22 protein-coding genes and 2 tRNA genes are annotated in these 25,422 nt (G+C 58.1%); 4 read left to right on the top strand and 20 right to left on the bottom strand.

Annotated features, from left to right (window positions below; translation table 11 throughout):
- The first annotated feature begins 34 nt into the window (after window positions 1-34).
- Genes AC2LD7_RS07075 through AC2LD7_RS07065 form a run of 3 tightly spaced genes read left to right on the top strand, consistent with a single transcriptional unit; the run spans window position 35 to window position 3,624 of the window.
- A complete protein-coding gene (locus AC2LD7_RS07075) occupies window positions 35-2,998 on the top strand; it encodes a DUF748 domain-containing protein (protein ID WP_484597051.1) in 2,964 nt (987 codons plus the stop codon).
- A 1-nt stretch (window position 2,999) separates the two neighbouring features.
- Entirely contained in the window at window positions 3,000-3,299 is a 300-nt protein-coding gene (locus AC2LD7_RS07070) for a DUF2845 domain-containing protein (protein WP_484597050.1), read from the top strand.
- A 16-nt stretch (window positions 3,300-3,315) separates the two neighbouring features.
- Window positions 3,316-3,624: a DUF2845 domain-containing protein gene (locus tag AC2LD7_RS07065; RefSeq protein ID WP_484597049.1), complete on the top strand. Its 309-nt coding sequence runs from the start codon at window positions 3,316-3,318 to the stop codon at window positions 3,622-3,624.
- Between the two features lie 65 nt (window positions 3,625-3,689).
- Here AC2LD7_RS07065 and AC2LD7_RS07060 read toward each other — a convergent pair whose 3' ends face one another.
- The 16 genes from AC2LD7_RS07060 to rlmE form a co-directional block, all read right to left on the bottom strand.
- Complete coding sequence (locus tag AC2LD7_RS07060; protein ID WP_484597048.1) at window positions 3,690-4,064, bottom strand: BON domain-containing protein; 375 nt, start codon at window positions 4,062-4,064, stop codon at window positions 3,690-3,692.
- A 300-nt stretch (window positions 4,065-4,364) separates the two neighbouring features.
- Entirely contained in the window at window positions 4,365-6,470 is a 2,106-nt protein-coding gene (pnp, locus tag AC2LD7_RS07055; RefSeq protein ID WP_484597047.1) for a polyribonucleotide nucleotidyltransferase, read from the bottom strand.
- A gap of 170 nt (window positions 6,471-6,640) precedes the next feature.
- Window positions 6,641-6,910, bottom strand: a complete 270-nt coding sequence (gene rpsO / locus AC2LD7_RS07050) for a 30S ribosomal protein S15 (protein ID WP_158189775.1) — start codon at window positions 6,908-6,910, stop codon at window positions 6,641-6,643.
- Between the two features lie 118 nt (window positions 6,911-7,028).
- Window positions 7,029-7,946 (bottom strand): tRNA pseudouridine(55) synthase TruB, encoded by a 918-nt coding sequence (gene truB / locus AC2LD7_RS07045; RefSeq protein ID WP_484597046.1) that lies wholly within the window; start codon window positions 7,944-7,946, stop codon window positions 7,029-7,031.
- Between the two features lie 3 nt (window positions 7,947-7,949).
- On the bottom strand, window positions 7,950-8,339 hold the full coding sequence (gene rbfA / locus AC2LD7_RS07040) for a 30S ribosome-binding factor RbfA (protein WP_484597045.1): 390 nt from the start codon (window positions 8,337-8,339) through the stop codon (window positions 7,950-7,952).
- A 128-nt stretch (window positions 8,340-8,467) separates the two neighbouring features.
- On the bottom strand, window positions 8,468-10,960 hold the full coding sequence (gene infB, locus AC2LD7_RS07035; protein WP_484597044.1) for a translation initiation factor IF-2: 2,493 nt from the start codon (window positions 10,958-10,960) through the stop codon (window positions 8,468-8,470).
- A gap of 29 nt (window positions 10,961-10,989) precedes the next feature.
- Window positions 10,990-12,471, bottom strand: a complete 1,482-nt coding sequence (nusA, locus tag AC2LD7_RS07030; RefSeq protein WP_484597043.1) for a transcription termination factor NusA — start codon at window positions 12,469-12,471, stop codon at window positions 10,990-10,992.
- 48 nt (window positions 12,472-12,519) lie between these two features.
- Window positions 12,520-12,978, bottom strand: a complete 459-nt coding sequence (gene rimP / locus AC2LD7_RS07025; protein WP_484597042.1) for a ribosome maturation factor RimP — start codon at window positions 12,976-12,978, stop codon at window positions 12,520-12,522.
- A 130-nt stretch (window positions 12,979-13,108) separates the two neighbouring features.
- Window positions 13,109-13,185: transfer RNA gene (locus tag AC2LD7_RS07020), tRNA-Met, on the bottom strand.
- A 90-nt stretch (window positions 13,186-13,275) separates the two neighbouring features.
- Window positions 13,276-13,361 (bottom strand) — tRNA-Leu (locus tag AC2LD7_RS07015).
- Between the two features lie 10 nt (window positions 13,362-13,371).
- On the bottom strand, window positions 13,372-13,752 hold the full coding sequence (gene secG, locus AC2LD7_RS07010; RefSeq protein WP_484597041.1) for a preprotein translocase subunit SecG: 381 nt from the start codon (window positions 13,750-13,752) through the stop codon (window positions 13,372-13,374).
- A 4-nt stretch (window positions 13,753-13,756) separates the two neighbouring features.
- A complete protein-coding gene (gene tpiA / locus AC2LD7_RS07005) occupies window positions 13,757-14,512 on the bottom strand; it encodes a triose-phosphate isomerase (protein WP_484597040.1) in 756 nt (251 codons plus the stop codon).
- A gap of 66 nt (window positions 14,513-14,578) precedes the next feature.
- Window positions 14,579-15,916, bottom strand: a complete 1,338-nt coding sequence (glmM, locus tag AC2LD7_RS07000; protein ID WP_484597039.1) for a phosphoglucosamine mutase — start codon at window positions 15,914-15,916, stop codon at window positions 14,579-14,581.
- Window positions 15,917-15,925: 9 nt separating this feature from the next.
- Window positions 15,926-16,777: a dihydropteroate synthase gene (folP, locus tag AC2LD7_RS06995; RefSeq protein WP_484597038.1), complete on the bottom strand. Its 852-nt coding sequence runs from the start codon at window positions 16,775-16,777 to the stop codon at window positions 15,926-15,928.
- 18 nt (window positions 16,778-16,795) lie between these two features.
- Window positions 16,796-18,706 carry an ATP-dependent zinc metalloprotease FtsH gene (ftsH, locus tag AC2LD7_RS06990; RefSeq protein WP_484597145.1) on the bottom strand — a complete coding sequence of 637 codons (1,911 nt, stop codon included), beginning with the start codon at window positions 18,704-18,706 and terminating at the stop codon, window positions 16,796-16,798.
- A gap of 188 nt (window positions 18,707-18,894) precedes the next feature.
- Window positions 18,895-19,545 carry a 23S rRNA (uridine(2552)-2'-O)-methyltransferase RlmE gene (gene rlmE, locus AC2LD7_RS06985; protein WP_484597037.1) on the bottom strand — a complete coding sequence of 217 codons (651 nt, stop codon included), beginning with the start codon at window positions 19,543-19,545 and terminating at the stop codon, window positions 18,895-18,897.
- An 82-nt stretch (window positions 19,546-19,627) separates the two neighbouring features.
- Here rlmE and AC2LD7_RS06980 point away from each other — a divergent pair, with 82 nt between their 5' ends.
- Window positions 19,628-19,939, top strand: a complete 312-nt coding sequence (locus tag AC2LD7_RS06980; protein WP_484597036.1) for a YhbY family RNA-binding protein — start codon at window positions 19,628-19,630, stop codon at window positions 19,937-19,939.
- 22 nt (window positions 19,940-19,961) lie between these two features.
- On the opposite strand, the gene AC2LD7_RS06975 is transcribed toward AC2LD7_RS06980, so the two are convergent.
- Genes AC2LD7_RS06975 through carA form a run of 4 tightly spaced genes read right to left on the bottom strand, consistent with a single transcriptional unit; the run spans window position 19,962 to window position 25,244 of the window.
- Window positions 19,962-20,360 carry a DUF4149 domain-containing protein gene (locus tag AC2LD7_RS06975; protein ID WP_484597035.1) on the bottom strand — a complete coding sequence of 133 codons (399 nt, stop codon included), beginning with the start codon at window positions 20,358-20,360 and terminating at the stop codon, window positions 19,962-19,964.
- Between the two features lie 10 nt (window positions 20,361-20,370).
- Window positions 20,371-20,847 carry a transcription elongation factor GreA gene (gene greA / locus AC2LD7_RS06970; RefSeq protein WP_484597034.1) on the bottom strand — a complete coding sequence of 159 codons (477 nt, stop codon included), beginning with the start codon at window positions 20,845-20,847 and terminating at the stop codon, window positions 20,371-20,373.
- Window positions 20,844-24,065: a carbamoyl-phosphate synthase large subunit gene (carB, locus tag AC2LD7_RS06965; RefSeq protein WP_484597033.1), complete on the bottom strand. Its 3,222-nt coding sequence runs from the start codon at window positions 24,063-24,065 to the stop codon at window positions 20,844-20,846. The genes greA and carB overlap by 4 nt, the downstream gene beginning before the upstream one ends.
- Before the next feature lie 30 nt (window positions 24,066-24,095).
- Window positions 24,096-25,244, bottom strand: a complete 1,149-nt coding sequence (gene carA, locus AC2LD7_RS06960; RefSeq protein ID WP_484597032.1) for a glutamine-hydrolyzing carbamoyl-phosphate synthase small subunit — start codon at window positions 25,242-25,244, stop codon at window positions 24,096-24,098.
- Window positions 25,245-25,422: the final 178 nt, after the last annotated feature.

Below are 25,422 nucleotides of genomic sequence, written 5' to 3'. Positions count from 1 at the left end.
CCAAGGCAGTCCATCGCCTGGAAAGTAGGTCCGCATGCCCAACGGAATGAAGCGCGCACTCATCGGTCTGATGACCGCTCTGGTCTGCTATTGCCTCCTCGGCTTTCTGATACTGCCCGGTGTGGCCCAGCGTGTCGTCAATCAGCAACTGGTTCAATACGCAACGGTGCCGGCACGCCTGGAGCGGATCGAATTCAACCCATTCAGCCTCGAACTCATGCTGTTCAACCTGCGGCTAGGCGAAGAAGGTCAGCAGCAACTCGGCTTCGAACGCCTCTATCTGGACCTGGAGTGGAGCAGCCTGTGGCGTCGCACCCTGCAGATCGCAGATATCGAATTGATTCGGCTGCACACCGAGGTGGTGTTCGACGAGAACGGCGTACTCAATCTGGCTCAGCTATTCGACCTGCCACCGAATACAGACGAGGAGAGCCCGGAAGAGGCTGACGACGAACCTTTCGCGCTGCGTATTGGCCGGCTGCAGCTGGTGGAAGGTTCGGTCCACTTCGCCGATCAGCGTCCCGAGGAGCCGATCGATTTTTTGCTCGATTCACTCAACTTCGAGCTGCTCAATTTCGCCACCCGCTCGGATGACGCAGCCGATGCGGTCCTGGTCGCTACAGGTCCCAGCGGCGCCCGCGTGGACTGGACAGGACAGCTCAATCTGGCACCGGTCAGTTCGTCCGGCCGGCTAGAAATCAGCAACCTGCTGCTAAAAGATTTCTGGGCCTATGCGCGTGACGCGGTACCGCTACAGCTACAGGAAGGCCGGCTGAGTTTCGCCAGCGATTATCGGCTCGACCTTGCGGAACGCACCGACCTGCAACTGAGCAATCTGGATGCGCAACTCGCGTCATTCAAGCTCGACACCCCTGATGGGCAACCGCTGGTTCGCCTGGAGAATCTGGAAATCAGCCAGACTTCGCTGGACCTGGTCAAGCAGCAGGTGGTGATCGGTCAGCTGCGAAGCCAGAAGCTGGAAACATGGGCGACTCGCGAGCACGACGGCGAGTTGAACTGGCAAAAACTCCTCGCATCCTCACCGAATGCAGCCGATGACCAGAGCCAGACGACCCAGGAGACGGATAACACCGAATCACCGCAATCACCGCAATCACCCGCGGCTGAAGACGGTGCTACAGCAGACAGCAATGCCTGGCAGGTTCTGTTGCGTGACGCACAGCTTCGCGACTATCAGGTGCATCTGAGCGATCGTGTACCTGAGGAAGAAGTCACCCTGGAGCTGGGTCCGCTGAATCTCGATGTGTCCGACTTCGACAGCCTGGGCACCACTCCTTTCAGCCTCGAATTGGACACAGCTGTTGGCAATCAGGGCTCTCTGCAGGCGGAGGGGCAGCTGCAGCTCAAGCCTGCTACAGGAACGCTGAACATCAAGACGCAGGATATCGACCTGCGCATCGCCCAGGCCTACCTGACACCTCTCGTACATTTGGAATTACGCAGCGGGCTCCTCGCCAGCCAACTGGAACTCGAACTGACCGGCACCGAACCGCTGGCATTCAATCTCGGAGGGACTGCCGAGATCACCCAGCTGCACACGCTGGATACCATCAAAGACCGTGACTTCGTCAAATGGCAGCGATTGCAACTCGACGGGCTCGATTATCAGCACCCTCAACAACTACAGATAGAGCGCATCGGCCTGACGCAGCCCTATGCACGCTTCATCATCAATCCAGACCTCACCACCAATATCAACGATCTTCTGGTGGACAAGACATCGGCGGCCGATAGCACAATCCCCGGCGCAACGGAGCAAACGGAGCAAACGGAGCCGATGGCCATCCGCATCGGCGGAATTTCCATCAACGACGGATCGGCGAATTTTTCCGATCTCAGTCTGCGCCCTCCGTTCATCACGGCGGTGCAGGAGCTCAATGGCGAGATCGGGACGATCGACAATCGAGAGCAGTTGCCAGCTTCGGTTGATGTGAAAGGCAAGGTCGACCGCTACGCCCCGGTGAGCATCAAGGGGAAGCTCACCCCTTTCGATCCGTTGCAGAGTCTTGATATCGCTACCAGCTTCAGGCAAGTGGAACTGACCACCCTTTCCCCCTACTCCGGCAAGTTCGCCGGTTACCGCATCCGCAAGGGCCGGCTCGATCTCGACCTGCACTACCGCATCCAGCAAGGCCAGCTGAACGCCGAAAACAAGGTCGTGCTGCAGCAGCTACAACTCGGCGAGCAGGTCGACAGCCCCGAGGCAGTTGATCTGCCGGTGCGACTGGCCGTCGCGCTGTTGAAAGACAGCCGGGGCACGATTTCTCTCGAGCTGCCGGTGCAGGGCAACCTCAACAACCCTCAGTTCGATGTCATGCCCATTGTCTGGCAGACACTGCGCAACCTCATCACGCGGGCGGTCAAGGCACCTTTCAAGTTTCTTGCCGGGCTGGCGGGTGGCGATCAGGACGACCTCAGCCAAGTACTCTTTGCCCCAGGCAACAGCGACCTCGATCAACAGGCGCGCGGCAACCTCGACACCCTGGCCCGTGCGCTGCAGGAACGCCCAGTGTTACGCCTGGAAGTCGAAGGCCAGAGCTCGCCACAAGCGGACGGGCCGCTGCTGGCCGAACAGTGGCTGCAAAGCGAATATCAGGAAACCTGGTACAAGGTGCTGCAACGCCGTGGCGACAAGGTGCCTGCCGATGCCGCGCAGCTGGACGTCGGCGAGGAGGAGAAAACCGCATTGCTGGAAGGCATCTACCGCAGCCGGCTTGGGCAACAACCGCCCGCGCAATGGAGCGAGCTCGACGAGCAGGAACGCAGCAAGAAGATGCGCGACGCGGTGGTGGCCAGCCGAGCGGACAGCACCGCACTGCTGCGTCGATTGAGCCGCGACCGTGCCAGCTCGATCAAAGACTACCTGGTCGAACAGGCGGGCCTGGATGATTCGCGGGTGTATCTGCTGGACACCGGTATCAGTCATACCGGACAGGATGGCCAAATCCCGACGCCCTTGCACCTTGGAACCGAGTGACATGCCAACCCGTATCCGTCATGCCCTGTTGCTCGTTTTGACGCTTGCGGCCTCGCTATCGCAGGCCGATACGCTACGCTGCGGCAGCCAACTGGTCAGCACTGGCGATAGGGCATTCGAAGTAGAGCGCAAGTGCGGCGCACCTGTTCAGCGCGATCTGATTGGCTACACGCTTGGTCCCCAGGCCAGGCAGGAATTGGTCATAGAGGAATGGCTCTATGGTCCCAGCAGCGGCATGCTCAGCATTCTCACGTTCGAGGGCAACCGACTGACACGCATCGAGTCGCGCCGCGCTCGCTGAACCTAAGGACTTTTCCATGTCTCCCGCTTTGCCTGTCGTCCTGCTGAGCCTGCTCGGGTTCGCTTGCAACGTCCAAGCGTCCTCGACCTATCGTTGCAGCAGCGCCCTGGTCAGCCTTGAAGCGTCTACAGCCGAAGTCAGAAACAAATGCGGCGAGCCGTCCAGCGCCTCGCTGGTTGGCTACAAGGAAGTCGTCGATGAATATGGCTTCCGTCAGGAGGTGCAGATTGAAGAGTGGGTCTACGGACCGAACCACGGCATGTACCATTTCCTGCGGTTCGAAGGGAACCGCCTGCGCCGAATAGAGAGCCAACGCGGTCGCTGAAAGCATAAAAACCCCACGCGAAGGTGGGGCTCGTTCTCACCGCTAACGCAATGAAGAGGTTCCGATTAGTCGACGGTTTTTAGACCATCCGCCGAAACGTCTCGGACGCCTTTCACCGCCTTGGCCTTGTTAACGGCCATTTCACGCTCGGCCTCAGTTGCGACAGTGCCAGATAGCGAGACCATGCCATCTTTGGTTTCGACCTCGATAGCCATGCCGGGAGTGGCATCTTCGGCCAGCAGGGACGACTTCACCTTGGTGGTGATCCAAGTATCGGAAACAGCATCGCCGGCCTCATCCATAGTGTCGTTAGTGGCCAGCATGACGGTATCAGCCTTATCCAGCGCTGGGGTTGTGTCAGCGAACGCGGCGCCTGCCATAGGCAAGCTCAGTGCAGCGGCCACGGCAGCAGCGGTAAGAGAGTTCTGGATCGTATTCATAATGGCACTCCTGTTTTTCATGATGTCTGCGGCATCATTCCGACCGCAGATTCATAGGAAAACATCGCAAGCGGCATGCCAATTTCTTAGATGATAAAAAGCCTATACAAATCAATAGGTAATAAAAAAGCAGTAGCTGAAGGCCACTAGCACACTGCATGCCCGACCTCAGCGAAGCGTGCAACTTGCAATCAAGCCATATTGTCCACACGAGGAAAATTTATTGAATGCCGCTGCCAAGCCAATGCCAAGCATAAAAAAGGACCCCGGAGGGTCCTTTTTCTTTCATCGCTGTTGCGTTTAGGCGCCGGAGGCCTCGGCGGCTGCCACATCCTTGATCGATAGTTTGATACGACCGCGGTTGTCCACGTCCATTACCAGAACCTTCACTTCCTGGCCTTCCTTGAGGACGTCGGTGACTTTCTCGACGCGCTGATCGCTCAGCATCGAGATGTGCACCAGACCGTCCTTGCCCGGCAGGATATTAACGAAGGCGCCGAAGTCGACGATGCGCTCAACCTTACCGACATAGATCTTACCGATCTCCGCCTCGGCAGTGATGCCAAGTACGCGCTGCTTGGCGGCCTCGGCAGCTTCCTTGGTTTCGCCGAAGATCTTGATCGAGCCATCGTCTTCGATATCGATCGACGCCTTGGTTTCTTCGCAGATGCTACGGATGGTGGCGCCGCCCTTGCCGATGACATCGCGGATCTTGTCCTGATCGATCTTCATCGCAATCATGGTCGGTGCGTTCGCCGACAGCTCGGTGCGTGACTGGCCGATGACCTGGTTCATCTGGCCGAGAATGTTCAGACGCGCTTCAAGCGCCTGACCCAACGCAATTTCCATGATTTCTTCGGTGATGCCCTGGATTTTGATGTCCATTTGCAGCGCAGTAACACCTTTGGCGGTACCAGCCACCTTGAAGTCCATGTCGCCCAGATGGTCTTCATCACCGAGGATGTCAGTCAATACGGCGAACTTTTCGCCTTCTTTGACCAGACCCATGGCGATACCGGCGACCGGTGCTTTCATCGGCACACCGGCATCCATCAGCGCCAGCGAAGCACCGCAGACCGAAGCCATGGAACTGGAACCGTTCGACTCGGTGATTTCCGACACGACACGAATGGTGTAAGGGAACTCGTCAGCGCTCGGCAGCATCGCAGCAACGGAGCGGCGGGCCAGACGGCCGTGGCCGATCTCGCGGCGGCCGGTAGCGCCCATGCGACCACACTCGCCCACCGAGTACGGCGGGAAGTTGTAGTGCAGCATGAAGGGGTCTTTCTTTTCGCCTTCGAGCGTGTCGAGCAGCTGGGCGTCACGAGCGGTACCCAGCGTAGCAACCACCAGCGCCTGGGTTTCGCCACGGGTAAACAGCGCCGAACCGTGGGTCTTGTCGAGCACGCCGACTTCGATGTTCAGACCACGCACGGTGCGGGTGTCACGACCATCGATACGCGGTTTGCCGTTGACGATGTTCTCGCGCACGGTGCGATATTCGATTTCGCCGAAGGCCTCTTTCACTTCGCCGGCAGAAGGCTGGCCTTCTTGGCCAGAGAACTTGGCGACGATCTGGTCACGCAGTTCGCCCAGGCGCGCATAGCGATCCTGCTTGATGATAATGGTGTAGGCCTGGGAAATCGCCTCGCCGAACTCGCTACGAATGGCAGTGAGCAGCGGCGTGTTTTCTGCTTTCGGTTGCCAGTCCCAGGTCGGCTTGGCGGCTTCGGCAGCCAGCTCGGTCACAGCCTGGATCACGGTCTGGAATTCGTCATGGGCGAACAATACAGCGCCCAGCATCTGGTCTTCGGTCAGCTCTTTGGCTTCGGACTCAACCATCAGCACGGCGTCTTTGGTACCGGCAACGACCATGTCAAGACTGGAAGCCTTGAGCTGTTCGTAGGTCGGGTTCAACAGGTAGCCGGTTTCCGGATGGAACGCCACGCGGGCGGCACCGATGGGACCGTTGAACGGGATGCCGGAAATGGCCAGCGCGGCGGATGTTCCGATCATCGCGGCGATGTCCGGATCAGTCTTCTTGCTGGTCGATACGACTGTGCAGATGACCTGCACTTCGTTTTGGAAACCCTCCGGGAACAGCGGACGGATCGGACGATCGATCAGACGCGAGGTCAGGGTCTCCTTCTCCGAAGGGCGTGCTTCACGCTTGAAGAAACCTCCTGGGATCTTGCCAGCTGCGTAGGTTTTCTCTTGGTAATGCACGGACAACGGGAAAAAGCCTTTGCTTGGGTCAGCAGTCTTGGCGCCGGTTACAGCCACCAATACGGCGACGTCCTCGTCAACGGTGACCAGCACTGCGCCGGAGGCTTGACGGGCGATACGGCCAGTCTCGAGGGTAACGGTCGATTGACCGAACTGGAACTTTTTGATTACCGGGTTCACGGTGTTTTCCTTCTCTCTATTGCCTTTGGGGGAAATCGGCGGGAGTGGCGGGAGTCGGACCCGGTCTCTCCTGCAAAAGCCAAAAAGCTGGAAGCTCCAAGCCGGAAGCGGAGGAGTTCTCCGACTTACAACTTCAAGCTTCCAGCTTCCGGCTTACAGCTCGCTACGTCTTAACGACGCAGACCCAGACGACCGATCAGGGTGCTGTAACGAGTGGTGTCCTTGCCCTTCAGGTAATCCAGCAGCTTACGACGCTGGTTAACCATACGGATCAGACCACGACGGGAGTGGTGATCCTTACCGTTGGCCTTGAAGTGACCTTGCAGCTTGTTGATGTTGGCGGTCAGCAGGGCAACCTGCACTTCCGGAGAACCGGTATCGCCTTCAGCTTGCTTGTACTCGTTAACGATCTGGGATTTTTCTTCAACGCTAAGTGCCATGATGGGCTCCTTATATGAACAGGCCGGGACATGTCCCGTGTTTTAAAAAAGGAGTGACCGTGCCTGCCGACAGCCATCCTCGTAACGCGGCGCGCTATAAAGGCGCGCTACGTATCGGTCATTCCGACCGAATCAGCCGACGCGGCGCAATACGCCCGTCTTCACTCACTTCACCGATACCGATGAAGCGACCATTATGATCCTGTACCCGCAACATGCCGAACTTCGGCGCTTCCGGTGCACGTACCGGCTGGCCATGCAGCCAATAAAAAGCGCTGTGCTCTGAAAGCTGCAACAGCGGCCAGTGCTCGAGTCCGCTATCGATCGGCTTTAGAAAGGCGTCGACCGCTTCTGCACCGCCCTCGGCATGTACCTGCTCGAGCGCCTCGAGACTGACAGTCTGACCGAGGTCGAAAGGCCCAGCCTGGGTCCGACGTAGCTCGGCCACGTGCGCACCGCAGCCCAATTCGCGCCCGATATCCTCGACCAGCGTTCGGATATAGGTGCCTTTGCTGCACGCCACGGAAAAACGGGCCTGATCCGCTTCCAGAGAGAGCAAATCCAGACGCGCAATGGTAACAGAACGCGGCTCGCGCTCCACTACCTCTCCTGCACGCGCAAGCTTGTACAGCGGCTGGCCATCGCGCTTGAGCGCCGAATACATCGGCGGCACCTGCTGAATGTCTCCACGAAACCGCGGCAGTAATGCTTCGAGCTGCGCCTGACAGATCGCTACCGGCTTGCGTTCGAGCACCTCGCCTTCCGCATCGGCGGTCGTAGTGGTGACACCTAACTGCGCCAACGTCTCATAGCCTTTGTCGGCGTCCAGCAGGTACTGGGAAAACTTGGTCGCCTCACCGAAGCACAATGGCAGCACGCCGGTAGCCAGCGGATCGAGGCTACCTGTATGACCGGCTTTCTCGGCATTGAGCAACCAGCGAACCTTCTGCAACGCTGCGTTGGAGCTGAAACCGCGAGGCTTATCGAGGAGAATGATGCCGCTGACTGCGCGGCGAACACGTTTTACCTGTACCACGCATTACTCTCCGACATCGTCACTGTGCTTGCGGTCTTCAGCCATCGCACGCTCGATAAGCGACGTCAGCTCGACACCTCGACGCACACTGGCGTCATAGTTGAAATGCAGCTGCGGCACGGTGCGCAGCTTCATCGCCTTGCCCAACTGCATCCGTAGAAAACCGCTGGCATCGTTGAGAATCCGCAGATTGCCTTTAACCGCATCCTCGTCGTCATCCTTGCCCATGATGGTGATGAACACCTTGGCATGTGATAGATCACGACTGACCTCGACAGCAGTAATGGTTACCAGCCCCAGGCGCGGGTCCTTGACTTCACGTTGAATCAACAGCGCCAGTTCGCGCTGCATCTGATCGCCGATACGCTGGGTACGGCTGAATTCTTTGGCCATAAGATCCGCCTCAAGCTGCAAGCTGCAAGCTGCAAGCTATGAAATTTTCAACCACAAAGCCAAACGGCAAGCCAATCGGCGGCTAGAGCCACCTCTTGAAACTTGCCGCTTGATGCTTGCAGCTGCTGTTAGAGCGAACGAGCCACTTCGACTTTCTCGAACACTTCGATCTTGTCGCCAGCCTTGACGTCGTTGTAGCTCTTCACCGCGATACCGCATTCCATGCCGGCACGTACTTCGGCGACGTCATCCTTGAAGCGACGCAGAGATTCCAGCTCGCCTTCGAAAATGACTACATCGTCACGCAGGACACGGATCGGACGGTTACGGTGCACCATACCCTCGAGAACCATGCAGCCAGCAACAGCACCGAACTTGGGCGAACGGAACACATCGCGAACTTCCGCCACACCGAGAATGTTCTCGCGCACATCACTGCCAAGCATGCCAGTGAGAGCCTTCTTCACGTCCTCGATGATGTCGTAGATTACGTTGTAGTAACGCAGATCCAGACCTTCCTGTTCGACGATCTTCCGCGCGCCGGCATCGGCACGGACGTTGAAGCCGAACAGTACAGCGTTTGAAGCCAGCGCCAGGTTGGCGTCGCTTTCGGTAATACCACCGACACCGCCACCGATGACACGCACCTGCACCTCGTCGTTACCCAGCCCCCCGAGCGAGCCCTGGAGTGCTTCCAGCGAGCCACGGACGTCGGATTTGAGGACGATGTTGAGCGTCTTCTTTTCTTCCTGCCCCATGTTCTCGAAAATGTTTTCCAGCTTGCCAGCGTGGGCACGGGCCAGTTTGACTTCACGGAACTTGCCCTGACGGAACAGGGCGACTTCGCGCGCCTTTTTCTCGTCAGCCAGCACGCTCATTTCATCGCCTGCGTCCGGAGTGCCGTCGAGGCCGAGAATTTCGACCGGAATCGACGGGCCAGCTTCTTTTATCGGCTTGCCGTTCTCATCGAGCATAGCGCGGATGCGGCCGTAGTTTGATCCAACCAGCACCATGTCGCCCTGACGCAATGTACCGTCCTGTACCAGCACGGTAGCTACCGGACCTCGGCCCTTGTCGAGGCGTGATTCGACGACCACACCACGACCAGGCGCGGACGGGGTTGCAGTCAATTCGAGAATTTCAGCCTGCAGCAGGACGGCTTCGAGCAGATCGTCGACACCGGTACCCATCTTCGCCGATACCGATACGAACGGCGTATCACCACCCCACTCCTCGGACGTGACTTCGTGTGCGGACAGCTCGCTGCGGATACGATCGAGATCAGCACCCGGCTTGTCGATCTTGTTCACCGCGACGACCAGCGGAACACCGGCGGCCTTCGCATGCTGAACAGCTTCAACGGTCTGCGGCATGACACCGTCGTCCGCCGCAACGACCAGGATCACGATATCGGTCGCCTGGGCACCACGGGCACGCATGGCGGTGAACGCCGCGTGACCAGGAGTGTCGAGGAAGGTGACCATGCCACGCTCGGTTTCAACGTGGTAGGCACCGATATGCTGAGTGATGCCGCCAGCTTCGCCAGCAGCAACCTTGGCGCGACGAATATAGTCGAGCAACGAGGTTTTACCGTGATCGACGTGGCCCATCACGGTTACTACCGGTGCACGGGTAATGGCTTCGCCTTCGAACTTCAGCAGTTCCGCCAGCTGCTCTTCCAGGGCGTTATCGCTGACCAGACGGACCTTGTGGCCCAACTCTTCGGCGATCAGCTGAGCAGTTTCCTGATCAAGCACTTGGTTGATGGTCACCGGAGTGCCCATTTTGAACATGAACTTAATGACTTCGGCAGCCTTAACGGACATCTTCTGCGCAAGATCGCCAACGGTGATGGTTTCACCAATCGCAACTTCGCGAATGACCGGGCCGGTCGGGCTCTGGAAGCCGTGTGCGTTGCGCTTCTTCAGCTTTGACTTGCCACGGCCGCCACGACGGAAGCCATCGGCATCGTCGTCGCCACTGCGTACGGTACGCGACAACGGAGCTTTCGCCTTGAGCGATGGACGATGCTGAGCCTGCTTGCGATCACGACGCTCATCGTCATCGCTGCGGGTCTTGTCCGCACGACGCGGCTCGTCCTTCTTACGCTCCTCGACTGGAACGGTCGGCGCAACAGGTGCAGCAACGGCAGCTGCCGGCTCTGCGGCAGCCTGCGCTGCAGATGGAGCTTCTGCCTTGGCTTCGAGTTCGGCTTTGCGACGCGCTTCTTCCGCGCGCAGACGCGCTTCCTCGGCGTCCTTCAGACGACCAGCCTCTTCCGCCGCACGCTGCTCTTCCAGCTCGCGCTGCTTCTCGGCCTCGATCTCGTCGGGGCTGCGCTTGACGAAAGTTTTCTTCTTGCGAACTTCCACGCTGATGGTCTTGCTGCCAGCGACCTTCAGTTTGGTAGTGGTTTTGCGCTGCAAGGTAATCTTGCGTGGCTCATCCACTTTGGCGCCGTGGCTGCTCTTGAGGTGCGCCAACAGGGCCTGCTTTTCATTATCGGTCACTACTTGCTCGGCGCTGGTGTGCGACAGTCCTGCCTCACGCATCTGCTGCAGCAGTCGCTCGACCGGTGTGTCGACCACCTGGGCCAGTTCTTTCACCGTGACTTGCGTCATGCATCTCTCTCCTCAGGCCGCTAAATTACTTACTCGAACCAGTGGGCTCGGGCGGCCATGATCAGCTTGCCGGCACGTTCTTGATTTATGCCGTCTATGTCGAGTAGGTCGTCAATCGACTGCTCGGCCAAGTCTTCGCGGGTGATGACACCCCGCATTGCCAACTCGACCGCCAGTTCCTTGTCCATGCCTTCCAGCTCGAGCAAATCCTCGGCCGGCTGGGCGTCTGCCAGTTTTTCTTCCGTTGCGATAGCCTTGGTCAGCAGGCGATCCTTGGCGCGGGTCCGCAGCTCATTGACGATATCTTCGTCGAAGCCTTCGATGCCGAGCATTTCCTCCATTGGGACGTAGGCGATCTCTTCGAGCGAAGTGAAACCTTCCTCGACCAGTACTTGTGCGAGCTCTTCATCGACATCCAGCTCTTCGATGAAATTACGCAGGATGTCGCCAGTTTCTTCCTGTTGCTTGGTCTGTATATCCGCTTCGGTCATCACGTTCAGTGTCCAGCCTGTCAGCTGGCTGGCGAGGCGTACGTTCTGACCGCCACGACCGATGGCTTGGGCAAGGTTGTCTTCGCCAACAGCGATATCCATGGCATGGGCGTCTTCGTCGACGATGATGGCGGCGACTTCAGCCGGAGCCATCGCGTTAATGACGAACTGTGCCGGATTCTCGTCCCACAGCACGATGTCGACACGCTCGCCACCGATTTCTCCAGACACCGCCTGTACCCGTGAGCCGCGCATGCCAATGCAGGCGCCCTGTGGGTCGATGCGCTTGTCCTTGGAACGAACGGCAATCTTGGCGCGCGAACCTGGATCACGCGACGCGCCCATCACCTCGATCAGGCCTTCGGCGATTTCCGGCACTTCGATACGGAACAACTCAATGAGCATCTGCGGCGCTGTACGCGACAAAATCAGCTGCGGCCCACGGTTCTCGGTGCGGATTTCTTTGAGTAGCGCACGCACCCGTGCGCCGACCCGGAAGGTTTCGCGAGCGATGATATCTTCGCGTGCCAGCAGCGCCTCGGCGTTATTGCCTAGGTCAACGATGACGCTGTCACGGGTGACCTTCTTTACCGTACCGGAGATGATTTCACCCAGACGATCGCGATAGGCCTCGACCACCTGTGCACGCTCAGCCTCACGCACCTTCTGCACGATGACCTGCTTGGCAGTCTGCGCAGCGATGCGACCGAACTCGATGGATTCGATCTTTTCTTCGAGAACGTCCCCGATCTTGGCGCCTGCTTCGAGAGCCTGCTCCATGTCGACGGTCAGTTGGTGTGCCGGATCGTCGAAGTCTTCTTCTTCGACGATCGTCCAACGGCGGAAGGTCTCGTAGCTACCATTCTGCCGATTGATCTCAACACGCAGGTCCACTTCGTCTTCGAAGCGCTTCTTGGTAGCAGTGGCCAAAGCCAGCTCCAATGCCTCGAAGATCACACCGGCCGGTACGCCTTTTTCGTTGGATACCGACTCCACCACCAGCAGTACTTCTTTGCTCATCGTACGCCTCGCCTTTCGCAATCCATTGGGGTCCGCGGGATCCGCGCTTTACTCAAAACGGGGAATAATGTTGGTCTTGTCGATCATGTCGATCGGCAACAGATATTCGTGATCATCTACCAGCACCACCACATCCTGCTCTTCGACCCCGCGGAGAAGACCCTGGAAATTGCGCCGGCCCTCGAAGGGCGAGCGCAGCTTTATTTTTACCTGTTCGCCCACGTGCGCAACGTACTGCTCAAGCGTGAACAGCGGCCGATCCATACCAGGCGAAGACACCTCAAGGGTGTAGTCGGAGCTGATCGGATCTTCGACGTCGAGAACACCGCTGAGCTGGCGACTGACCTTTTCACAGTCATCGACAAGAATCCCGTTGGAATGATCGATATAGACCCTTAACAAGGAATGTCGACCCTGCGAAATGAATTCGATACCCCAGCACTGATAGCCAAGCGCCTCGACCACCGGGGCCAACAAGGCCTGCAACTGTTCTAGCTTGCTCGACATCGAAGTCCCTCGCGCATGCTGTACAAATGAAAAATGGGCGAAACGCCCATCCCTATTGACCGCCTGTAGATGCCGGCGGCCTGGCCTGGAGCTAATAAAAAGCCCCTTTATGTAGGGGCTCTTCATCAACTGGTTGCGGGGGCTGGATTTGAACCAACGACCTTCGGGTTATGAGCCCGACGAGCTACCAGACTGCTCCACCCCGCGTCAAACTGGGCACGAATTATACGACCGCACCCACCACAGGTCAACCAAAACACTGAAACAAGAAAGCCCGCATCTGCGGGCCTACTTGTTTGGTACCGAGGAGGGGACTCGAACCCCTACAGCCTATGGCCACTACCACCTCAAGGTAGCGTGTCTACCAATTCCACCACCTCGGCAAAAACCTTGTTACTGCCCTTGTATCTCTGGAACTTCATCGACGCTATCTGCGGACGGAGCGGACTCCAGAACAGGTACATCCTCAACTGCCGGCTTGCTGACAGGCACCTCCAGCACCGCTGGATCCGGCAAGCCAACCTGCGACATTTGCTGGGCTTGTTGCGTTGCAAAGAACGCCAACCCCAGGCTTGTCACAAAAAAAACGCCGGCAAGTATAGCAGTAAAACGACTAAGAAAGGTAGAAGAACCTTGGCTTCCGAAAACCGTTGCCGAAGCCCCCGAACCGAAAGACGCACCAGCATCCGCACCTTTGCCCTGCTGCAGCAGCACAAGCAATACCACACCAATGGCAACCAGCAGATGCACCACAATCACAACAGTCTGCAACATCTGATCAGTTCCCTGCGGCGCGACAAATCGCGCCGAAATCATTCGCTTTCAGAGAGGCGCCACCGATAAGCCCCCCGTCGATATCTGCCATTCCGAAAAGCTCGGCGGCATTTTCCACATTAACACTGCCGCCGTAAAGAACACGTACACCTTCAGCGATACGCTGATCTTTGCGCGCCAACTGCTCTCGAATGGCAGCATGCACTTCCTGAGCCTGTTGCGGCGTCGCCGTTAGCCCAGAGCCAATAGCCCAGACCGGCTCGTAAGCCACAACCGCCGTCTCGAAGGCTGAAATTCCCACATCAGATATTATGCGGGCCAGCTGACGCTCTACCACCTTCAAAGTCTGACCCGCCTGGCGCTGCGCCAGCGTTTCGCCAAGACACAACACCGGAGTCACTCCACATCCCAACGCTGCGGCGAACTTCTTGCTCACCATCTCGTCACTTTCGCCCAAAATCAGGCGCCGCTCAGAGTGACCAACCAGAACCCATCCGCAACCCGCATCAGCCAACTGAGACGCAGACTGCTCACCGGTAAAAGCACCGAAGCCGACCTCTGCTGCACAGTCTTGGCCGCCGACTGCAATCGTCTCGCCATCCAGGCCACTCACAACCTGAACCAAATGCAGAAAGGATGGAAAAACCACCACCTCTACCGCCGCAGGAATATCCTGCTGGCCAAGCACCTCGATCAGCTCTGCGACGCTGGCGCGGGTACCGTTCATTTTCCAGTTACCAGCTACCAAGGGGCGACGCATGCTTTACCTCGTCGGTCAAAGTGGGCGCAGATGGTACTCAACGGAAACAGACCTGGCAAGCAGGAATCATACACAAACTTCCGTGACCACTTCCGCCAGCTCTTCGGCGTAATTGCGGACCTGCTTCTCGTCGTCCCCTTCAACCATAACCCTCACCAACGGCTCGGTTCCCGACTTGCGCAACAGCACGCGGCCACGGCCTGCCATGCGCTCGGTAACACTGTCACAGACCGCCTGTACTTGAGGATGCGAAATCGGGTCGCGATCACCAACGAAACGCACGTTGATCAAGACCTGCGGGCACTTCTTCCAGGCCAGGCGCTCCTGCGCCAGACTTTGACCGCGACGCCTCAAGGCAAGCACGACCTGAAGCGCAGCGATAATCGCATCACCGGTAGACACGTGTTGCGCACAGACAATGTGCCCTGAGTTTTCGCCACCAAGCACCCAATCACGCTCAAGCATCTCTGTCATTACGTACCGGTCACCCACCTTCGCCCGAACGAACGGAATATCGCGTGCCTTCAGCGCCAATTCGAGCCCTAGATTGCTCATAAGCGTGCCAACAACACCTCCAGCCAAACGCCCGCGATCCTGCAAGTCGGTGGCGATGATATAGAGCAACTCGTCGCCATCCACTTGCGCGCCCGTGTGATCGACCATCATCACACGATCGCCATCGCCGTCGAAGGCGATACCGAGGTCCGCTCCATGCTCGACCACAGCCTTCTGCAGCTGCGCGACATGGGTTGACCCGACATCTGCGTTGATATTCAGGCCGTCAGGCTGGGCAGCGATAACCACCACCTCTGCACCGAGCTCGCGGAATACGCTAGGGGCCACTTTGTAGGTCGCACCATGGGCGCAATCGAGTACCACCTTCATACCGGAGAAATCAGTACTGGTCGGAACGCTGCTCTTGCAGAACTCAATGTAGCGACCGGCCGCATCGTTGATTCGCGACGCCTTACCGAGCTGCGCCGACTCCACGACGGTCATCGGCGCATCAAGCAACTCCTCGATCATCAGCTCAACTTCGTCCGGCAGCTTGGTGCCACGCCCGGAAAAGAATTTGATGCCATTGTCATGATGCGGATTGTGCGATGCACTGATGACGATGCCCGCGTCGGCGTGAAAAGTACGCGTCAAGTATGCGACCGCCGGGGTCGGCATGGGCCCAAGTAGCAGCACATCAGCGCCCGCAGCGGAAAGCCCGGCTTGTAGCGCGGACTCGAACATGTATCCGGAAATACGGGTGTCCTTGCCGATCAGAATGCGGCATTTGCCATGCTTACGGAAAGCCATCCCAGCCGCCCATCCAAGCTTGAGCATGAATTCTGGGGTGATCGGGAATTGCCCTACATGGCCGCGAATGCCATCGGTTCCAAAATACTTTTTGCTCATGGTGACTTCCTATTCTGCCGCCTGCACTGCAGCAATCATTCGAACCACATCAACCGTTTCAGCCACGTCGTGTACGCGTAGGATACTAGCGCCCTTCGTCACGGCCAGCGCTGCAAGAGCTAGACTCCCATATAAGCGATGCGCTACGTCGCGCTCGAGCGCCTGCCCGATCATGCTCTTTCTCGAGACTCCAACCAGCAATGGACGCCCCAAGGCATGTAGCTGCTCCATATGCTTGAACAGGCTGAGATTATGTGAAAGATTCTTGGCGAAGCCGAATCCCGGGTCCAGCAGAATGCGGTCAGCCGGGATTCCCACAGCAGCACAAACATCCATGCGCTCGCGCAGATAGTTGAGCACTTCAGCGGTAATATCTCGATAGCGCGGATCGTTCTGCATGTCGGCTGGCTCACCGCGCATATGCATCAGGCATACCGGAAGGCCGCTATCAGCAGCGGCATCCAACGCCCCATCGCGAGAGAGCGAACGAACATCATTGACCAGTCCGGCACCGAGCCGCGCGCATTCGCGGATCACTGCAGGTGTCGAAGTATCGACCGAGATGACTACATCAAGCTCACGAGCAATCGCATCGACGACCGGAGCGACGCGCTCCAACTCCTCTATCGGCGAAACGACGCGCGCACCGGGGCGCGTCGATTCCCCACCCACATCAATCAGTGTCGCGCCAGCAGCCACCATCGCCGAAGCATGGCGCAACGCAGCCTCGACACCCACATGCCGGCCTCCATCGGAGAACGAATCAGGCGTGACGTTAAGAATACCCATAACATGTGGGCGTGATAAATCAAGAACCCGGCTGCCACAGGACAGCCGGGTTGGATACAACATTTCGGACATGGAAAAGTAGGCCTTAGCTTAGTGCTCGCCAGCAGGACCACCGATCGGCGTCTGCGGGCGGTCGCCCTCAGGCTGTGCAGGCGTCCCGGTAGGCCCGGAACCGTCCTGCCAGTCGCGAGGCTCGCGCGGGGTGCGGCCGGCCATGATGTCGTCGATCTGTTCGGCGTCGATGGTTTCGTACTTCATCAACGTTTCGGCCATCAGATCCAGCTTGTCGCGATTGTCTGCCAGGATCTGCTTGGCCGTGCCGTAGCATTGGTCGATGATGCTACGCACTTCTAGATCAATCAGCTTTGCGGTGTCGCCGGAAACATTGGTGTGCTGACTTCCCGCGCTACGACCGAGAAACACCTCACCCTCTTCTTCCGCATACATCAGCGGGCCGAGCTTCTCGGACAGCCCCCACTTGGTGACCATGTTTCGGGCCAGCTGAGTGGCTCGCATGATGTCGTTCGACGCCCCAGTTGTAACCCCTTCGAAACCCAGGGTCATTTCTTCGGCAATACGACCGCCGAACAATGAGCAGATCTGGCTGATCAAGGCACGCTTGGAAAGGCTGTAGCGATCCTCCTCGGGAAGAAACATCGTGACGCCCAATGCCCTACCGCGCGGAATGATCGAAACCTTGTAGACCGGATCATGTTCCGGCACAACGCGCCCAACGATGGCATGACCCGCCTCGTGGTATGCCGTATTGAGGCGTTCTTTCTCAGACATGACCATGGATTTGCGCTCGGCGCCCATCATGATCTTGTCCTTGGCAAGCTCAAACTCCTTCATTTCCACTACACGCTTACCGGAGCGTGCAGCGAACAGAGAGGCTTCGTTGACCAGATTGGCCAGATCGGCACCCGAAAAACCGGGCGTACCGCGAGCAATCAGTGCCGGCTCGACGCTGTCGCCGAGCGGAACCTTGCGCATATGCACCTTGAGAATCTGTTCACGGCCACGGATGTCCGGCAGCCCGACCACCACCTGACGGTCAAAACGACCGGGACGCAGCAATGCGGGGTCGAGAACGTCTGGACGGTTGGTTGCCGCGATGACGATGATACCGTCATTCATTTCAAAACCATCCATCTCCACCAGCAACTGGTTGAGAGTCTGCTCGCGCTCGTCATGACCGCCGCCGAGACCGGCGCCACGGTGACGACCGACCGCATCGATCTCATCGATGAAAATGATGCAGGGTGCGTGCTTCTTGGCCTGCTCGAACATGTCGCGTACACGGCTGGCACCCACCCCGACGAACATTTCGACGAAGTCGGAACCAGAGATGGTGAAGAACGGAACCTTGGCCTCGCCAGCCACCGCCTTGGCCAGCAGCGTCTTACCAGTACCCGGAGAACCCACCATCAGCACGCCGCGGGGAATGCGCCCACCGAGACGCTGGAACTTGCCAGGATCGCGAAGGAACTCGACCAGCTCGGTGACTTCTTCCTTGGCCTCATCGCAACCGGCGACATCGGCGAACGTCGTCTTGACTTGATCTTCGGACAGCAAGCGAGCCTTGCTTTTGCCGAAACTCATCGGCCCGCCCTTACCGCCTGCGCCGCCTTGCATCTGGCGCATGAAAAACATGAACACGGCGATGATCACCAGAATCGGGAAGCTGGCGACCAGCAGCTGAGTCCAGATACTTTGCTGCTCGGGCTGTTTGCCCTCAATTACTACACTATTGTTAATCAGGTCGCCAATCAGGCCGTTGTCCTGAATCGCAGGACGGATCGTCTTAAAACTCTCGCCGTCGCTCCGTTTGCCGGTAATGACGAAACCGTCAACGGTCACGCGCTCCACCCGGCCCTCTTTCACTTGCTCGATGAAGTCCGAGTAGTTGAGCGTTTGCGGCTCGGTCGGGCTGGAAAAATTGTTCATCACCGTCACCAGGACCGCGGCGATGATCAACCACAGAATCAGGTTTTTTGCCATGTCGTTCAATTCACTACCCTCTGGAGCAGGCCCGCTGTTGGAGCCAGCATGACGGCCGATGGTTCGCTCGGCTTAACTTACTACACAACGTCGCTGAACGGGCAGCTTGGTCTGTAACCCGATATAAACATGCTAGCTCGAAATCCAAGCAGTTGGCGGCTTGCAGAGATCTTTTCGTCGCCTTACAGCTAGGATCGCAGCGTTTGCGCCTCGCTGTTTTCGCCGCGATAGCCCCGAGCCAGAAGATACTGCTCGCGCGAGCGGTCCCGTGAAGACAATGGCTTGCGCATCTGCACCTTTTCGAAATTCTTTCGCACATCCTTCAGGTATGCATCGAAGCCATCACCTTGAAAAATCTTGATTAGAAAATCGCCACCTGGACGCAGCACACGCATCGCCAGATCCAAGGCCAGTTCGCAGAGAAACATCGCTCGCGCCTGATCAGCAACCTTTACCCCACTCATATTGGGGGCCATATCGGAAATCACAAGGTCGACTTGCGTTTCGCCGATCGCCTGAAGAATTTCGGCAAACACCTCATCCTCGGTAAAGTCGCCGAGCACGAAGGTCACATCGGCGATGCTGTCCATGGGCAGGATATCGGATGCGATCAACCGCCCCCGATCGCCGATGACACGGCTGGTAACCTGAGACCAGCCTCCCGGCGCAGCGCCGAGATCGACCACGGTCATGCCTGGGCGCAGGATTCGATCTTTTTCCTGGATCTCGAGCAGCTTGTAGCTAGCCCGAGAACGATAGCCGTCGCGCTGCGCCATCTTTACGTAAGGATCATCGAAATGTTCTTTCAGCCAACGCGGGCTGGTCTTGGAGCGTGCCAAGCTGATACCTCATCTGTGCGGCTCAGGGCGTGTCAGTTACACTAGCCGCCGTTTTCAAGGGTTCTGACGCAAGGGTCGAATTATGCCGCTCACTAACGAGCAGAAGAAACAATACAAATCCATCGGCCATCATTTGAAGCCGGTGCTGATCGTGTCCGAAAACGGACTGACCGAGGGCGTCCAGGCCGAGTTGGAGCGCGCATTGAGCGACCATGAGCTGATCAAAGTACAGCTGCGAATCACCGAGCGCGATGATCGTCGAGCGATGATGGAGGAGTTGTGTAAGGTCGGCGGCTGCGAACTGGTTCAGTCCATCGGCAAGATGGCACTGGTTTATCGCAAGAATCCGAAGGTGAACAAACAGCTCTCCAATGTACACCGCTTCCAGAGCTGACCATTCAGAGGCCAGCCTTCAACTATCGCTCCCGCCCGGGGGCGACCTGCAGCACCAGTATCAGTCCGCACAACCCCATCACCAGATAGCTGAAAACCAGCCAATAGGGTGACTCAACGAATCCGGCCCGCACAGCGAAATAGCTGGCCGCAAGCAACAACACCGACAGCAACAACTGACCGCGCAGGTCCTGCCATAGGCTGCGAAAGCCGCTGAGCTGGATCAAGACCACGGCTTGAAGCAGTACGCAGAAGGCAGCAAAGCCCACCAGTAAAGGTCTCAGACTGCTCGCGATCTCCTCGATCAACAGCGGCGCCAGACCGATCTTCACCAACGCCGGCAGCATCACGAACTGCAGCAGCCAGAGGCCGCCGACCCAAAATGTCTGGGCCAGCTGCCAGCTGATGACACCTGCACGCATAGGCCGCGATTCAGAGATGACGGACCTCGACGATCTCGAATTCGACCATGCCACTGGGCGTCTTGACCACGGCGATATCGCCTTCCACCTTGCCGATCAACGCCCGTGCGATGGGAGAGCTCACCGAAATCTTGCCCAGCTTGATTTCCGCCTCGTCCTCGCCAACGATCTGGTAGGTGACGCGCTCATCAGTGTCGATATTAGCGATCTCAACTGTAGTACCGAAGATCACCTTGCCCGTGTGCGCAATTGTAGTGACGTCGATGATCTGTGCGTTCTGCAAACGACCTTCGATATCGCGAATCCGCGCTTCAACCATACCCTGCTGTTCGCGGGCGGCATGGTATTCGGCATTCTCCTTGAGATCGCCGAGCTCACGCGCCACGCCAATGTCATGGCTCAATTTCGGGCGAAGCACCTTGGTCAGGTGCTGATGTTCTTCTTCCAGGGCGCGCGCGCCCTGGACAGTCATTGGATATTTAGTCATGCGTTGATTCCTGCGTGAAGATCCTGCAAGCGACGCACGGCCTTCTCGGGACCGAACTTCAGCGCCTCACAGATCGCCTGCCCGCCAGCCAGAGTGGTGGTACAGCAGATCTTGTGCTGCAGGGCGTTACGACGGATCGAGTAGGAGTCAGCGATGGATTGACGTCCTTCGGTGGTGTTGATGATCAGAGTAACTTCGTCATTCTTGATCATGTCGACAACATGGGGACGACCTTCGGTCACCTTGTTGACTCGCCGCACCGGCAACCCGGCGGCCTCGATGAGCTTGGCGGTGCCGACGGTAGCAACCACCTCAAAACCAAGCCCGATCAGATCGCGAGCCACCTGTTCGACATGCGGCTTATCATCGTCACGCACGCTGATGAATGCGCAGCCGCTGTTGGGCAGAATTTCGCTGGCACCGAGCTGCGCCTTGGCAAACGCTTCGGCGAAGCTGTCACCGACGCCCATCACCTCGCCAGTGGACTTCATTTCCGGACCAAGGATCGGGTCAACGCCAGGGAACTTGGCGAACGGGAATACGGCTTCCTTGACGCTATAGAAGTTCGGAATGATTTCTTCGGTCAGCCCGGCTTCGGCCAGCGTTTTGCCTGCCATAACGCGCGCAGCAATCATCGCCAGCGAAACACCGATGCACTTGGACACGAAGGGAACGGTACGCGACGCGCGCGGGTTCACTTCAATGACGAAGATATCCTCGCCCTGCACGGCCATCTGCACGTTCATTAGGCCGACCACGCCAAGCTCGAGGGCCATCTTCTTGACCTGATCGCGAATCTCGTCTTGGATGTGCGCCGGCAGCGAATAAGGTGGCAAGGAGCATGCCGAGTCACCGGAGTGAACACCCGCTTGTTCGATGTGCTGCATGATCGCGCCGATGACCACATGCTCGCCATCGCACACCGCGTCGATGTCGACTTCGATCGCGCAATTGAGAAAGTGGTCGAGCAGCACCGGGCTGTCGTTGGAGACCTTGACCGCCTCGCGCATGTAGCGACGCAGTTCTTCTTCCTGATAGACGATTTCCATCGCTCGACCGCCCAGCACGTAGGAAGGACGCACCACCAGCGGATAGCCAATAACCTTGGATGCCGCCAGGGCTTCCTCCTCGCTACGCGCCGTTGCGTTCGGCGGCTGACGCAAATTCAGGCGCTCGACCATCTGCTGAAAGCGCTCGCGGTCTTCGGCACGGTCGATGGAGTCAGGGCTGGTACCGATGATCGGCACGCCCGCCTCTTCCAGCGCACGCGCCAGTTTCAGAGGAGTTTGGCCGCCGTACTGCACGATGACGCCCTTGGGTTGTTCGACGCGAACGATTTCAAGCACGTCTTCTAGCGTAACTGGCTCGAAATACAGGCGATCCGAAGTGTCGTAGTCGGTGGAAACGGTTTCCGGATTGCAGTTGACCATGATGGTTTCGTAACCGTCGTCACGCATCGCCAGCGCCGCGTGTACGCAACAGTAGTCGAATTCGATGCCCTGGCCGATACGGTTGGGGCCGCCACCGAGAATCATGATTTTATCGCGACTCGACGGGTTGGCCTCGCATTCTTCCTCGTAGGTCGAATACATGTAGGCGGTGTCGGTGGCGAACTCCGCAGCGCAGGTATCGACGCGCTTGTAGACCGGCAGTACCTTCAGCTTGTGGCGGTGGGCGCGAAGGTTCTTTTCCGTCACACCGAGCAGTTTGGCAAGACGAGCATCGGAGAAGCCCTTACGCTTGAGCTTGTACATTACATCGCGATCGATGCTGGACAGGCCCATGGTCTTGATGCGCTCTTCTTCCTTGATCAGATCTTCGATCTGCACCAAGAACCATTCATCGATTCGCGTCAGATCGAAGACTTCTTCGACCGATTTTCCTGCGCGGAAGGCGTCAGCCAGATACCAGATGCGATCAGCGCCCGGCACGGTGAGCTCGCGCTTGAGAGTGCCCTCGCTCTCCGGATCGGCCAGGTCCAGCTTCGGATCGAAGCCCGAAACGCCGACTTCCAGTCCACGCAACGCTTTCTGCATGGATTCCTGGAAGGTGCGACCAATGGCCATGACTTCACCGACGGACTTCATCTGAGTAGTGAGACGGGCGTCGGCCTTGGGGAATTTCTCGAAGGCAAAGCGCGGGATTTTGGTGACAACGTAATCGATGGCAGGCTCGAAGGAGGCAGGGGTGCGACCGCCAGTAATATCGTTGGACAACTCGTCGAGCGTGTAACCGACCGCCAGCTTGGCCGCAATCTTCGCGATCGGGAAGCCGGTGGCCTTGGAAGCCAGGGCCGACGAACGCGACACACGGGGGTTCATCTCGATCACCACCATGCGACCAGTGTTCGGACAGATACCGAACTGCACGTTAGAACCACCGGTCTCCACGCCAATCTCGCGCAACACCGCCAGCGAGGCGTTACGCAGGATTTGATATTCCTTGTCAGTGAGAGTTTGAGCGGGCGCCACGGTGATGGAGTCACCCGTGTGTACGCCCATCGGATCGAAGTTCTCAATGGCGCAGACGATGATGCAGTTGTCCTTCTTGTCGCGGACGACCTCCATCTCGTATTCCTTCCAGCCGATCAGCGACTCGTCGATGAGCAACTCGCTAGTCGGTGAGAGATCCAGGCCACGGGCACAGATTTCTTCGAACTCTTCCCGGTTATAGGCGATCCCGCCACCAGTGCCGCCCATGGTGAAGGAGGGGCGAATAATGCAGGGGAAGCCGACTTTATCGAGCACGCCATAGGCTTCATCCATGTTGTGCGCAATACCGGAAACCGGGCAGGCCAGACCGATATTCTTCATCGCCTTGTCAAAGCGCGAGCGATCCTCGGCCTTGTCGATGGTGTCGGCGTTGGCCCCGATCATCTCGACGCCGAATTTTTCCAGAACGCCGTGCTTTTCCAAGTCCAGCGCGCAGTTCAACGCGGTCTGGCCGCCCATAGTCGGCAGCAACGCGTCAGGACGCTCCTTCTCGATGATCTTGGCCACGGTGGCCCATTTGATCGGCTCGATATAGGTCGCATCGGCCATGGCCGGGTCGGTCATGATGGTGGCGGGGTTGGAGTTCACCAGGATGACGCGGAACCCTTCCTCGCGCAGCGCCTTGCACGCCTGAGCGCCCGAGTAGTCGAACTCGCACGCCTGACCGATAACGATCGGACCGGCGCCGAGGATCAGAATGCTTTTGATATCTGTACGTTTTGGCATGGTTTCTCTCGAATTCTGTGCTCGGCGGGCTTAGCGGCGCTTGGCCATGGCATCGATGAAGCGGTCGAACAGCGGCGCCACATCATGTGGGCCGGGACTCGCCTCAGGATGCCCCTGGAAGCTGAAGGCGACCTTGTCGGTGCGCTCGATGCCCTGCAGGGTGCCGTCGAACAGCGACTTGTGCGTCGCGCGAAGATTGCCCGGCAGACTGGCCTCGTCCACGGCGAAGCCATGGTTCTGGCTGGTAATCATCACCACACCGGTATCCAGATCCTGAACAGGGTGGTTGGCGCCGTGGTGCCCGTTGGGCATTTTCACCGTCTTGGCGCCGGATGCCAGCGCCAGCAGTTGATGGCCGAGGCAGATACCGAACACCGGGATATCGGTTTTCAGCACCTCCTGAATCGCCTTGATCGCATAGTCGCACGGCTCAGGGTCACCCGGGCCATTGGCGAGAAAAACACCGTCCGGGCTCAAGGCCAGCGCTTCGCTGGCGGTGGACTGAGCTGGAAGCACAGTAACGCGGCAACCGCGCGCGACGAGCATGCGCAGGATGTTGTACTTCACACCGTAATCGAAAGCGACAACGTGATAGGGCAGCTCGCTGGCAGGAATTTCCTGGTGACCATCGTCGTTCAGGCACCAGATACTCGAACGCCACTCGTAGGCTTCCTTGACGCTGACTTCCTTGGCCAGGTCCATACCTTTGAGGCCAGGAAAGCTGCGCGCCAACTCCAACGCCTTTTCTTCCGTCGCATCGTCACCGGCGAGGATGCAACCATCCTGCGCACCTTTCTCGCGAAGAATGCGAGTCAGGCGACGGGTATCGATACCGGCGATGGCTACGGTCCCGTTGGCCTTGAGGTAATCCGGCAAGGATTGCTTGTCGCGCCAGTTGCTGGAAATCAGCGGCAGGTCCCGAATAACAAGGCCAGCAGCCCAGACTTTCCAAGATTCGGCATCTTCCGGAGTTGTGCCGGTGTTGCCAATATGCGGGTAGGTCAGGGTAACGATCTGCTTGGCATAGGAGGGATCGGTGAGGATTTCCTGATAGCCGGTCATGGCGGTGTTAAATACCACCTCACCAATGGTTTGCCCATCGGCGCCGATGGATTCGCCGCGAAAGATGCTGCCATCGGCAAGGGCCAAAATGGCTGGCGTAAGGGCTGGCTTAGTCAAGAGACCTCCAAGATCAAGGCTGAAGCAGGCGCAGATTGTAAAAAAGCGGGATGACGTGTGAAGGTCATCCCGCTTTTTATTTGAGTCATTTCTGCGCAACTTTTAGTGGACACACTAAAACGGGAAGCTTACAGAAAACACCCTTTCAGGTCCAGCCAAAATCCGCCCAACGTGCCAG

It is taken from the genome of Stutzerimonas sp. (assembly GCF_982611455.1).
This window is presented reverse-complemented; position numbering and strand designations above follow the sequence as displayed.